The organism is Mesorhizobium sp. M1328 (genome assembly GCF_040318075.1).
Taxonomy (GTDB): Bacteria; Pseudomonadota; Alphaproteobacteria; order Rhizobiales; family Rhizobiaceae; genus Mesorhizobium.
In genome coordinates this window covers 192,052-204,664 of sequence record NZ_JAMYLO010000007.1, presented here as the reverse complement: position 1 = coordinate 204,664, position 12,613 = coordinate 192,052, and the positions used below count along the sequence as shown (strand labels likewise).

The window sequence follows — 12,613 nt, the reverse complement described above, 5'->3', positions numbered from 1 at the left end:
CCGTCTCTCAACAAGGTGAAATTGTTCGTTCTGGTGGAACGGGGCTTCTGATCGTGCGCGGTTATCTGGTTTTCGCAGATGCGGAGGCTTGCAACTTGTCGCGGTCAGCGCACTCCAGTGGATCGCGAGTGGCTATCTGACCATAGTTTGCGGGGCATTCATCGTTGGGCGTGTCGCGCTTGGACGCGCAGCGCCGACACTCGTCGCCGTGTCTGTTGCCGTAAGACGACAACCTAATCACGCGATCCTGTCACCCATCTCTTCCAGGCCCGCGGCCCATCTGGACGGTTCGGCCTTGCCCCAATTGCCCTTTCAGCTGAAACGACTAGGGCGGAACGTTGCGAGCATGGGATGCGGATTGCCTGAGGCGATTTCTTTGGCAAGCAATTCGCCGACGATCAATCCAAGCGTGGCGCCGCTGTGGCTAAAGGCGACGTGAAGCCCGGCGACGGTCTCGACGGAGCCGAGCACTGGCTCGCCGTCGCCAGGGATAGGCTTCGGGCCAACTGCATAGGTAGCGAGTTCGAGCCGCGGATTGCCCTCGAGCACGGCGCTGGCCTCGTCGAGCAGTCCTTTTTTGGTCTTGTCGTGCACGGTGTAGGTGCCGTCCGAGTTGACCACGACTTCATCCTCCGACCATGCCGAATCCAAAACAAGTGCGCCATCCGGCGTCGGACGCACCGCCACGCGCGGCGTATTCAGCACGGCACGGAGCTCGGTCTTGATCGGCTTGGTTTTCAAGAGGAGTGAAATCGGCGTAGCGTCGGGGATATGGACTCCGAGCTCCGCAAGCATGACAGGCGTCGCTGGCCCAACGCAAAGGATCACTGCATCCGCCTTTACCGGCACACCATCGACAGCGACGACGCCACGCGCGCGACCACCTGTGGCATTTATCCTCACGCGCCCAGCGTCCCGAACAAGCTTGCCGCCGCGGGAGCGGAACTCATTGAGCAGCAGATCGATCAAAGAGGGCAGGTCAACCCATCCTTCGCCAGGATTGAAGATGGCACCCTGCGGGGTGATTGCGCTGGCGTTGACGCCGGGCGTCACTGCACCGACTTCGGCAGGGCCGAGCAGAAGCGCGTCATAACCAATATCCTGCTCCAACTGGCAGACGGACGCGATCTGGTTCGATTCATCATCCGCATCCCAGGTGAGGCCGCCGTCAAAGCGAAGCCACGACGCCGTTTCCGGCCTTGTGGCGGCCAGGGTCCGATAACGGTCGATGCCTGCAAGCCTCAATCGGTGGTAGGCAGTGTCGGCACGTCGCGCTGAGTTCAGCCAGGAAAGTGAACGGCCGGATGCACCGTTGGCCGGCGCGCCGTCGTTGACAATGGTTACATCAACGCCAAGACGAGCAAGGTGCAACGCAGAAGAGATGCCGAAGATGCCCGCGCCGATAACAACGACATGGCGCGGCTTTGGGGATGCAGTCATAGAGAAATCCTTCTTCGCAGAAGACGGGCTGGGGGTTGTTGGATCGCTGCAGAGTGCGGCGGAACTAATAGTCGGTGAGCTTGTTCATGTAGCGCCGGCCCTCAAGCATTGGCCGGCCGCGCAGACTGGCCAGCTCGTAGGCAAAACGCCATAGACTGTCGAAGAAGACCAAGGGCACGAGATAGGGTTTGATGTGTTCGGACATACCGCTGAGGTCGAGTTCCGCTCCATCGAGCACCAGGATGTTTTCCCGGCTGCCGTACTTGAAAAGGAAATCGCGGGCGCGTTCGGAAAGGCTCCGCGTTTCGTCCAAACCCAGCAAGACCACGAAGCAAGCGTCCCGGTCCACCACCTCAAATGGGCCGTGAAAGAATTCGTTGGCGTGTATGGCTTGCGAGTCGAACCACTGCATCTCCATCAACACGCAGATGGCGTACGAATAGGCCGCACCATAGCTGGCACCGCCGGCCAGTGTGTAGATCGCTTTGCGCGGCGCGAAACGGGGTGCGAAGGCGTGAAACTGGTCGGCATAGGTCCGGTGCGCACGTTCGATCGCTGGCTGAAGATGGTTCAGGCTCATCAGCAGATCGGTGGTCAGCCCAGCATTCTCCCGAGCATCGATTAGGCCGGCCAGCAACGTGTAGAGCACGCCGTAATTGCTGCGGGCTGCATCGATCGGTTTGCCCGTCGTGTAGGAGGCCTGGTACGCCACAGGGTGGTCGACGGCGCGCGCGAGGGGCGATACCTGGTCTAGGGTCATGCCGATTGTCGTTGCGCCTCGATTTCTTGCGTGATTGGCCGCTCGGACGGTCTCCTTGGTGGTTCCGGTCTGCGAGCAAAGGACAACGAGCGTGCCAGGTCCCAACCGTCGCGGGTCTCGGCAGACGAACTCATCCGCGTTGTAGATGTCGCAGGCGAATGTGCCGCTGTGACGGTCGACGAAGTATTTGCCTGCCATCATGATCGAGAGCGAGCCGCCGCACGCCACGAGAAACAGGTGCGAAAACTGCCTGCCCGCCGTAGCGGTCAGGGTGCGTTCTACGTCGGCGGGAAGGGCGGAAATCATGAGGTTCCTCTTCTCGATGATAGAGCTTGGGCCGGCGCACAATTGACAAATGGCAGGCCATTGTGCGAACGTTCTCATGTCCTTTAAACTGAAAGTCCTGCGATGGTCAAGATTGCCGCGATGGGCGACAACGTGGTCGATTGTTATCTCGCTCGCGGCGAGATGTATCCTGGCGGAAATTGCCTCAATGTCTCGGTCTATGTCAGCCGCTTCGGCGGGCAGTCGGCGTATGTTGGAGCGATCGGCAAAGACCGGGCAGGGGACTTGATCCACGCCGCACTCAAGTCCGAGCGCGTGGACGTCACCCGATTGCGGCGCCTTGAAGGGCCGACCGCCTATTGCCTCATAGGTCACCGAAACGCCGATCGGATCTTCCTGGACTTCGACCTCGGCGTCTCGATGTTCACGCCGACGCAAGAAGATCTGCATTTTCTCTCGGGCTTTGAGGCCGTTCACATTGGCCAATCCAGCGGGTTAGACCCATGGGTTGCTGCGGTATCGAGTAAATCACTGTTATCTTACGATTTTTCAACGCGGCGGGACCCGGGACATCGACTCGAGATTGGGCCTCATTGCTATCTGGCCTCCGTCTCGGGTGACGGTCTCGACGACAATGAATTGGCTGCAATCGCATCCGAACTTCTTGCATGTGGTTCAAGGTGGGTTTTGGTGACTCGTGGTCGAGCCGGCGCCGTGCTTCACAGCGACACCGTCTCCTACCGCACCCCGGCGCAGCTGGTCGAACCCGTCGATACCCTGGGCGCGGGCGACACCTTCATCGCCAGAACGCTATTCGGCCTGCTTAAGGAAGAGGCGCCTCAGAATATTCTCCGCGATGCCGCAGAGGCGGCGGCTGCTACCTGTCAGTACCACGGCGCGATCGGCCATGCGGCAGCAATCGATATTGGAAAGATTACGGCGGAGATCCTCCGCGGAACAGGAAACCAGTCTAGCTGCGAAATTCTCCCGACCAATTGACGCGAGAAACGGACAATGCTAGACGAAGTGATAACGTTCTCATTCATCTAACTGAACGCCGCCCAAGAGCGTTTTGATGGATTAGACGTCGAGTGGGATCGCAGGCCGAGTTCGGCCAATCTTAAGAGGAGAAGACATGCAAACGAATTCAAGCAGGCGCCAACTGGTGAAATGCGGTCTGGCGCTGACGATCGCCCTGGTGACAGGACTTGGCACGTTGGCCGCATCAACGCAGGCAAAAGCGGCCGACAACCCTTACAACCTCATCGACCCGACGGTGATCAGCGTCGGAACCATGGGCGATGCGAAACCCTATGTCTTCACCGACGCCAACGGCAACTTCACCGGCTTCGACGCTGAACTCTTCCGGGACGTGGCGCGCCGGCTCGGGTTCAAGGAGGAGCAGGTCGTTTTCACCGGCCAGGAATTCTCGGCGCTCCTGCCGTCTGTCGCCAACGGTCGCTTCGACGTCGCTGTCGCCGCCATTGGCACGACAGCGGAGCGCAAGAAGACCGTGGATTTTGGCGACGGCTATCTCGCCGGCTATCTGTCTATCATTGCGGCTGATCCGGCTCTGACGAGCAATGAGAGCACCGCGGGAAAGCGCATCGGCGTGATCCAGGGGACGCTGCAGGAGATCTATGCAGAGAAGAATCTGAAGGGCGACATCGTCAAATTCCCCGACAACAACACTGCGGTGGCGGCGCTGAACAACGGAACGATCGATGGCCATTTCACTGACTATGAGTCGGCCAAGCAGTATGTGGAGCGCTATAAGAACCTGAAGATAACCATGAATGTGCCGTCCTTCGATGCGCCGGCCGGGTTCGTGGTCAAGAAAGGCAACGATGCCTTCCGCGAGGCGCTCAACAAGGCCCTGCGCGAGGCCATGGACGATGGCACCTGGAAACGGCTGCACGAGAAGTGGTTCCCGGGCACTCCGATGCCGGATCAATATCTGCCCAAGAAGTAAATTCGCGCGTATTTGTTATCGTTTCCGGCCGGACCCGTGAGCAACGGTGCCCGGCCGAGTTGTAGATGGACTTGATATGAGCTGGTTCGACACCTTCGCCCGCAGCTTCCTGGATTTCCAGGCGATGGCAGAAGTTCTGCCGAACATGGTGATGGTCGGCCTCAAGAACACCCTGATCCTGGCCCTTGCCTCGACGTTTTTCGGGACGCTGATCGGTATCGTACTCGCCGTGATGGGGATTTCCGAGAACCAGCCGCTGAAACTCCTTGCCCGAGTCTACACCGATATCTTCCGCGGGCTTCCTGCCATTGTCACAATCCTGATCATTGGCCAAGGCTTCGCGCGGTTGGGCCGAGATCTGTTCGGTCCATCGCCTTATCCGCTGGGCATTCTGGCGCTCAGCCTGATCGCCGGTGCCTACATCGGGGAGATTTTCCGCGCCGGCATTCAGAGCATCGAGCGTGGTCAGATCGACGCCACGCGCACTCTCGGCATGACATATGGCCAAGGCATGCGCCTTGTGGTGATCCCGCAAGGCATCCGTCGCGTCCTGCCTGCACTGGTCAACCAGTTCATCGGCAATGTCAAAGACTCCAGCCTGGTCTATTTCCTTGGTCTGCTCGCCTCCGAACGCGAACTGTTCCGCGTCGGCCAAGACCAGGCTGTGCTGACCGGCAACTTGTCGCCGCTCTTGCTGGCTGGCGTGTTCTATCTCGTGATCACGGTGCCGCTGACCCATCTCGTCAACTACATCGATGCGCGCATGCGTGTCGGCAAACGAATCACCGCCGTGCAGAGTGGCCTCAAGGAAGTCGCCGAGCTTGCCGAAGCCGTCGTGCCGGGCGCAGCGACGTCGCCCGCAGCACAGCCCATTCGCTTCAAGGGTGGGGGCATCGAGGTGAAGAATATCGACATGGCCTACGGCGCCGTCCAGGTGCTCCATGACGTCAGTCTGAAAGTGCAACCCGGGACCGTCACCTGCCTCATCGGTCCGTCCGGCTCGGGCAAGTCCACCTTGCTGCGTTGCCTCAACCGCCTAGTAGAGTGTCGAGCCGGTGACATTCTGCTCGATGGCGAAAGCATCTACAAACAGACCCCTGACCAGCTCCGGCGGCGCGTCGGCATGGTTTTCCAGCAGTTCAATCTGTTTCCCGACCGCAGCGCGCTCGCCAACATCACTCTGGCGCTGCGCAAAGTTAAACGCATGTCGCGCGAGGAGGCTGAGGGCGCGGCCTTTGCCAGGCTGCATGAAGTCGGACTGCTGGAGCGCAAAGACCATCGGCCGGCCAATCTCTCGGGCGGGCAACAGCAGCGGGTGGCCATCGCGCGTGCGCTCGCCCTCGAACCCGAAATTATGCTGTTCGACGAAGTCACCAGCGCGCTCGATCCGGAATTGGTCAAAGGCGTCCTGAACTTGATGGCCGATCTCGGTCGGGGCGGTATGACGATGGTGGTCGTAACACACGAGATGAATTTCGCCCGCAAGGTCGCGAACCAGGTCGTATTCATGGACGAGGGGCGGATCGTCGAGGCAGGGCGACCGGACGACCTTTTCGACAATCCGCGGAGCCCGCGTCTTCGGCGCTTTCTGTCGGAGGTGCTGTGATTCAAATGGTGTGCGCAACGGCGGGTGCTGCGGTGTTCGGCCTTGCGGGGCGTGCCTAACTGCCGCTAGTTCGTCGCCACGACGTTGCATGGTCGGCGGGACTTGCTGGGTGACTCAAAGATCCAAAAACGCAACTATCATCGAAGTCGCTCGCCGGGCTGGAGTGAGCTCTGCCACGGCTGGGCGCGTTCTTGGTGACTACGGCTACAGCAGCCCTGAGGTCCAGGAGAAGGTGCGCGCCGCAGCAGCTGCGCTGGGTTATCGCCCCAATCGCCTGGCCAAAGGTCTGATCACCGGTAAGACGCAGACTATCGGAGTTGTCGTGGGCGACATCGAAAGCCCATTCTATGCAAGCGTGCTGCGTGGAATAGGGGACGTCGCGCGCCGTGGCGGCTTTGGGGTTATCGTTACGAATAGTGACGAAAATTCCGAACTCGAGCGAGAGGCGGTGCAGTTGCTGTTGGAAAAGCAGGTCGATGGTTTAGTCGTCTCATCGACCTTCTTGGACGAGCCGGATCATCTTCGTGAAGCAGTCGCGGCCCGCTGTCCCGTCGTGCAGTTCGACCGCATCGTGGCGGGCATGCAAACCGATTCGGTCGTGGTCGACAACGTTTCTGTAACGCGTAACAGCATCGCGGCGATCATCGCCGCCGGACACAGCCGCATCGGAATATTGGCGGAACTCGGGCCGGACCAACGCGATGATGTTGGCTCCTTTGTGGCAAACGCTGATCTCTCCAGCTCCGACGTTCGCTACCATCATCCAAGCTGGCAACGGTTGTTGGGTTATCTCGAAGCCCATCGCGCCGCGGGCATTTCGCCGGATCCGCAGTTGATCCGCCGCGTGGCGGTCTATTCCAGCGAGGCAGCCCGCAAGGAGGCGCTCGATCTGCTGACAATGCGCAATGCACCGTCCGCTCTGTTTACCGCCGATGGTGTGATGTCGACAGGAGTTCTGGAGGCGATTTCCGCATTGAAGCTTGCGATTCCAGGAGACGTTTCGCTGCTTTGCTTCGACGATCTCGACTGGATGCAATTCGTGGCCCAAGGTATCACAGCCATCGCGCAGCCGGCGCATCTGATCGGAGCGACGGCAGCAGAGCTTCTCTTGAAGAGGCTGGCTGGGGACGCCGCACCTTTCGAACACCGTGTTCTCGCGGCCCGCTTGGTGGAGCGTAATTCAATTGCGGTTCATCTCAATCGCGAGGCCGTCTGACCTGGCCGCAACGGTCTATAGCTGGGGCTGAATTGCAGCGCCTCTCTATATCGAGGTCGATGCCATGCAGGGATATTGACCTGCCGTATGTTTCTTCGCTTGCCTACACGCCATCGGCCATTTGCGGCTCGGCTCGGCTGAATGACAGCCCACGCGGACTGCTGGGTAGGACCATTATTGCCTGCGATGCCCCCGGCGTGAGCTGCGCAGAGAACGGGTGAGCGCATCCGGGTTCCGATTGCGAATCTCGAAGTCGTTCTTGCGCCGGATTGCGCTGCGCACAAGCCTGACCCCGAAATAGCGGAACGGCTCTGGAGCTAATGCCAGCCGCCGGTCGATGCCGACAAAGCTACAGGCGCAATGCCGGTTCCTTTGAAGCCCATGCCACAGAAAATGTTGCGATGACCGCGCAGGTGATCGAAGATGGGGACATGCTCGGGCACGCAGTGGATCGGGCCGGCCCAGTCATAGTTGATCGGGACCGCGTCGTGGGTCGTGCGCATAAGTGCGGGGACAACGTGGCTATTCTCCGGGTCGAAGTTGTCGCCTGGACCGTATAGGTTACAGGGCATTGCCGAACATAATCAGCACCGTACTGGCGGCGGTAGGCCTGACACAGCTTGAGACCGGCGATCTTGGCGATAGCGTACCACTCGTTGGTGGGTTCCAAGGGGCCCGTGAGAAGCGCGTCTTCCGGAATCGGCTGTGGCGCCAGCTTCGGGTAGATGCAGGATGAGCCCAAGAACCCAGTCTGTCGACATCACACCGGAACGTGGCGTGGATGACATTCGTTTCGATCAGCAAGTTGTTGGGCAGGAAATCGGCCGGATAGCGATCGTTGGCGAGAATCCCGCCGACCTTTGCGGCTGCTCCGACCACGGCGTCGGGCCTGGTTCTGTCATCCAGCGATGCACGGCGTCCAGACTTCGAAGGTCGAGAGCGTCGCGCGGAGCCATTAGGACCTCGCAGGTTTCCTCCTCCAGTCGCGCGCCACACCCGGGCTGACATGCCGCGTTGGCCAGCCACAAATATCCGTTTTGCGTCGAGCCGATAAGGTAGTCCATGACCGGTGGCCCTTTCTAGACGCTACTGTCCCTGTGCCAGCTCTCTCGCTCCAGACGTTTCAGATCGGCGGCCACCATTTCCGCCACGAGGTCGCTGAACGTCGTCTTTGGCGACCAGCCGAGCTTTGAGCGGGCTTTCGCCGGATTCCCCATCAGGAGATCGACCTCCGTCGGACGGAAATGGCGTGGGTCGACTCGGACGAGGATCTCTCCTGTCTTGCCATCCCGGCCGATCTCGTTCACCCCCTTACCTTCCCAGACGATGACGCGGCCGACTGCCCGAAAGGCACGTTCCACGAACTCGCGCACCGAATGGGTTTCGCCCGTGGCGAGGACGAAGTCGTCAGGCTCGGCGTGCCGAAGAATCCGCCACATGCCCTCCACATAGTCGCGAGCATGCCCCCAGTCGCGTTTCGCGTCCAGATTTCCAAGATAGAGGGTGGACTGAAAGCCTCGCTCGATACCTGCAACCGCACGTGTGATCTTGCGGGTCACAAACGTCTCGCCGCGCGTGGGGCCTTCATGATTAAACAGTATGCCATTGGAAGCGAACATTCCGTACGCTTCACGGTAATTGATCGTGATCCAATAGGCATAGAGTTTGGCCGCCGCATAGGGAGAGCGCGGGTAGAACGGCGTCTTCTCCGTCTGCGGCACCTCCTGGACTTTGCCGAACAGCTCGGAGGTTGATGCTTGATAAAAGCGCACCCGCTCTTCCATCTTCAGGATGCGGATGGCTTCAAGCAGCCTGAGTGTACCAAGGGCATCGGCGTTGCCGGTATATTCCGGCGTCTCGAAGCTTACCTGGACATGGCTTTGGGCCGCAAGATTGTAGATTTCTGTAGGACGCGTCTCCTGAATGATGCGAATGAGATTGGTCGCATCGGTCAGGTCGGCGTAGTGGAGCAAGAAGCGTGCGTTCGGTTCGTGCGGATCGACGTAGATGTCGTCGATGCGTTCGGTATTGAAGGAGGAGGATCTGCGTTTCAGTCCGTGGACAGTATAATCGTTCTCCAGCAGCAGTCTGGCAAGGTAGGCACCGTCCTGACCGGTCACACCAGTTATGAGCGCAATGCGATCTGTCATCGGGTCCCATCCAATCGTTGAGGGCTGTGGTGGCGCCGTCGACCGACGGTCCGCCTCCGCACTCCTCTAATGAAAGGCGAAAGCGCTTTGTTCGACCAGAGTGTCATTGTGGCAGGCACGCCAGCAAAGGAGGTAATCCCACCGCTCAATGCCCATCACAGCTACTTCCCATGCGTCCCCTTTCTGCTTCTTCGGCCTATGCTCCTATGGCATGGGGCCCTGCCGCGAGCCGTCAGTTCACAAGCGCTTGCGCCACCGCTTCTCCGCGAGCTGCTTGCCGGCCATGCTGCCGTCGGCAATGCCGAACATGTGGGTCGGCTGACCGGTGCGGCGCGGGCCATGCCGGCTGAGAAACGGTTCGCGTCCGGCCTGCATCTCGGGTCACCTGGCAAGCGTGGCGTCGGGTTGTTGCCGACGATCCGCCACCGACGGCGGCTTGTCGAAAGTTCTCGTAAGGTTTGTTATCGCGTCAGCAAAAATGACAATTCGTGGCCCGCAGGAGAAACATGCAACAGGGTGTAACCCTGGCCCTTTATCGCTTCCACTGTTCGGTAGGTTTGTTCCACCGGAGTGCGGTGCCACCAGTGGTGAAACTCGACGAGAATCTGTCTCGGTAAAACATCAGATCCAAGCACCCCTGGAAGAACGTCGTGCTCTGCCCCCTCAGCATCGAGTTTCAGCACATCTATAGTGCCAATCCGAGCATATCCAGGATAGTAGAGTAATGCCTCACGTTGCAGACAATGCTCTTGCCTGTAACCATCTTCGTGGAAAAATTGCTGCGTGTATCATCTCGGGGGCCTTATACAGCTTGCCGGATGCTTGTTTTGATGCCTTGCATTGAAGTAATTCGCCGCTGTTGCGAACACCCTTCAGCATGATTGTTGTTGTTTGGCCAAGATGACGCTTCCAGCCCGGAGATGCACGCACGATAAATTCGAGGTCGTCGTGTCGCTGGCCGGCTTCACACCAGTTCCTAATGGAGAAGCCCTTTGGCAAGTTCGCGCAAGTCCTGGAACGCAACAACAACGTATGAGGCCAGAAAGCTGCATAGATAGAAGCTTGGTGGGGCGCCGCGCTCCCACCGGAGAACCAGGGCGCCGAGTTCAAGGCTCGGTCGCGTTTGTGCTAGCCATGCCAAGGTCGCGGCCAAGGCGAGGCTACCCAGAGCATTGGTCGGGTAATGCAGCCCCAAGTAGACTCGCGCAAGCTCTACCACCAAGGTGCAGGCCAGGGCGAGGAGTCCGAGTTCGAAGTGAACGAGAAGAATGGCGATCGCTAGACCCGCGAAAAGAACCGCTCGCTCGCTGGGGAACCCGGGGGTGCCGGCGAACGGCGCTGAGCGCAGAACGGCAGCGTCGCCCAGAACATCCGGGATATGAAGCCCAAGTGCGGAGTCAAAAATCGGCTTTGGCGTCGGCGGCAGAGTGCCCTGCAGGAAATGCGCCACGAGCGCCGCGAGGACAGCTGCGCAGACGCCACTCACTAGCCTTGCCCTCGATTCCGGCCCGTCATGGGCAAACCAGCAATACCAAAGCAAGGACACAGCTATAGCGCCCTCGGTTGTTGGGTAGACGGCACCGACAGCGAGCCGGCTGGCGAAGGGCTGATTGCTCGCTACGGTGTTGACGGCCTTTGCGAGGGGCCTGTCGATCCAATCCGGGTTAAGGGCCAGGAAAGTCGTACCCACAAAGAGGAGGCAAAGCGCGGCAGCATGCGTCAGGCAATGTAAATCGGATAAAGTTCGCGCCATCGGTTCGGCCATCTCAACTCTCGGGTTCGGTCGGCGGAACAGCTGGAGTTCCGCTAACTAAGCGGTCGCAGAAACCTCGCGGCGCAGGGAGGCTGCAGAGCGGCCGAAGAAGGCAAGATCCTGCTCTCGGCGCAGCGCGTCGCAAAACCGCCCGACCGGAAGCTCGATGTCGTCATAGCCGAGCACCTCGTCCCGCTTCACGTCGCGCAGCAGCCGGCAGCCCTCGGCGAGCCCGATCGGCACAAGCCGCTCGGCGTGCACCGTCCGCGCATTCTCGCAGAGCCCGTAGGTCATGTAATGTCCAAGGCCATCGAGGATCTCTCCGGCACTAAGATCCCGCTTGGCGGCGGCCACCACATCAACGGTCGGCGCGCCCAGGGGCGCAATCGCAGCATCGCGGAATATTGCGGCTCTCGCGACCGTGGAGGGCACCTCGAAATGACACAAATGATAAGGCCAATAGAAACAGTAGAGCGGTCCGGGCCCCATCTTGTAGAGTGAGAGATAGTGCTTCTCTACGGCATCCTCTGTGGTGCCAAGAACGAAGATACCGGGGTTGGGCATGGCGCCGACACAATAATCAACTATCCCCGGCCCCTCGAGGAGCTGATTGAGCGGATACCAGCCGACCGCCCCCTGGATCGGGCTACCAGGCTCGACCACAGGCCCGTACATGCCGCGCTTCGCCACCCGCATGCCTGTGGCGTTGGCTACGATGGCGTTCTCGAACGAGATCTTCGTGCCGTCCGCGAAGGAGGTGACCATCGGGGCCTTCATCCCCCACTTCTTGGCAAAACCCTCCTGGGTCGTCGGATTTCGGTAGGGATCGTGCAGGCCCTTGATGTTCCCGCAAAGCACCGGACGTATGCCCAGGCCCCTGACCCAACGGTAGAGGTTCATGATTACACCTGGCTGATCCCCCTCCACATTGGTGAGGACCACTCCTGCCCGGTCGGCATACACTTTCAGGATCGGTCCGATCGTGCCGTCGAGCTCGGCATTCATCAGGGCGACATGCTTGCCGTGCCGGATCGCGCGCATTGTGACGTGGGCAGCGAACTCGATCGCGCCTGTCGCCTCGACGATGACGTCGATGCCGTCGGCCTCGCAAATCTGCATCGGGTCCGCCGTGATCGCGCGGCGACCGCGCGCCACGAGATCCTCAAGCGCTTTGGTGCTGGTCGCCTCCGTCACATCGTCTTCGCCTGCAGCGGCATAGGCATCTCGCGCCTTTTCCACGTGCCTGTTGGAAATCGCCACGAGCTCCATGCCGGGGACATATCGCAGCATCTGCAGCGCAATGCCTTGGGCCATGAAGCCGGCGCCCACCATACCCACGCGAATTGGCCGCCTCTGAGCCTGGAGCCTCTCCAACTCCCTGTCGACAATGAACATTTGCGTTTCCCCTGTGCTGCTCCCCCAAAAGGTCGG

The 12,613-nt window shown here is 60.1% G+C and carries 11 protein-coding genes and 1 pseudogene; 4 read left to right on the top strand and 8 right to left on the bottom strand.

Annotation, left to right across the window (positions count from 1 at the left end):
• Positions 1 to 312: 312 nt before the first annotated feature.
• Complete coding sequence (locus tag NKH23_RS16130; protein ID WP_352719122.1) at positions 313 to 1,440, bottom strand: NAD(P)/FAD-dependent oxidoreductase; 1,128 nt, start codon at positions 1,438 to 1,440, stop codon at positions 313 to 315.
• A 64-nt stretch (positions 1,441 to 1,504) separates the two neighbouring features.
• Positions 1,505 to 2,506 (bottom strand): SIS domain-containing protein, encoded by a 1,002-nt coding sequence (locus NKH23_RS16125; protein ID WP_352916558.1) that lies wholly within the window; start codon positions 2,504 to 2,506, stop codon positions 1,505 to 1,507.
• A gap of 102 nt (positions 2,507 to 2,608) precedes the next feature.
• On the opposite strand from NKH23_RS16125, the gene NKH23_RS16120 reads away from it, so the two are divergent.
• The 4 genes from NKH23_RS16120 (at position 2,609) to NKH23_RS16105 (ending at position 7,279) form a co-directional block, all read left to right on the top strand.
• On the top strand, positions 2,609 to 3,484 hold the full coding sequence (locus NKH23_RS16120; protein WP_352916557.1) for a PfkB family carbohydrate kinase: 876 nt from the start codon (positions 2,609 to 2,611) through the stop codon (positions 3,482 to 3,484).
• Between the two features lie 136 nt (positions 3,485 to 3,620).
• On the top strand, positions 3,621 to 4,457 hold the full coding sequence (locus tag NKH23_RS16115) for an ABC transporter substrate-binding protein (RefSeq protein ID WP_352916555.1): 837 nt from the start codon (positions 3,621 to 3,623) through the stop codon (positions 4,455 to 4,457).
• 76 nt (positions 4,458 to 4,533) lie between these two features.
• Complete coding sequence (locus tag NKH23_RS16110; protein WP_352916553.1) at positions 4,534 to 6,063, top strand: amino acid ABC transporter permease/ATP-binding protein; 1,530 nt, start codon at positions 4,534 to 4,536, stop codon at positions 6,061 to 6,063.
• An 88-nt stretch (positions 6,064 to 6,151) separates the two neighbouring features.
• Entirely contained in the window at positions 6,152 to 7,279 is a 1,128-nt protein-coding gene (locus NKH23_RS16105) for a LacI family DNA-binding transcriptional regulator (RefSeq protein WP_352916551.1), read from the top strand.
• 482 nt (positions 7,280 to 7,761) lie between these two features.
• Here NKH23_RS16105 and NKH23_RS16100 read toward each other — a convergent pair.
• The 6 genes and pseudogenes from NKH23_RS16100 to NKH23_RS16075 form a co-directional block, all read right to left on the bottom strand.
• Positions 7,762 to 8,287 (bottom strand): annotated as a pseudogene (locus NKH23_RS16100) (NAD-dependent epimerase/dehydratase family protein); the annotation flags it as partial.
• 71 nt (positions 8,288 to 8,358) lie between these two features.
• The gene (gmd, locus tag NKH23_RS16095; RefSeq protein WP_352916550.1) at positions 8,359 to 9,429 is read right to left on the bottom strand and encodes a GDP-mannose 4,6-dehydratase; all 1,071 of its coding nucleotides are present in this window, start codon (positions 9,427 to 9,429) and stop codon (positions 8,359 to 8,361) included.
• A 237-nt stretch (positions 9,430 to 9,666) separates the two neighbouring features.
• Complete coding sequence (locus tag NKH23_RS16090; protein WP_352916548.1) at positions 9,667 to 9,804, bottom strand: hypothetical protein; 138 nt, start codon at positions 9,802 to 9,804, stop codon at positions 9,667 to 9,669.
• An 86-nt stretch (positions 9,805 to 9,890) separates the two neighbouring features.
• Entirely contained in the window at positions 9,891 to 10,118 is a 228-nt protein-coding gene (locus NKH23_RS16085; RefSeq protein ID WP_352916572.1) for an FkbM family methyltransferase, read from the bottom strand.
• Between the two features lie 287 nt (positions 10,119 to 10,405).
• A complete protein-coding gene (locus tag NKH23_RS16080; protein ID WP_353035069.1) occupies positions 10,406 to 11,194 on the bottom strand; it encodes a phosphatase PAP2 family protein in 789 nt (262 codons plus the stop codon).
• Between the two features lie 45 nt (positions 11,195 to 11,239).
• Entirely contained in the window at positions 11,240 to 12,577 is a 1,338-nt protein-coding gene (locus tag NKH23_RS16075) for an NAD(P)H-dependent oxidoreductase (protein ID WP_352916546.1), read from the bottom strand.
• Positions 12,578 to 12,613: the final 36 nt, after the last annotated feature.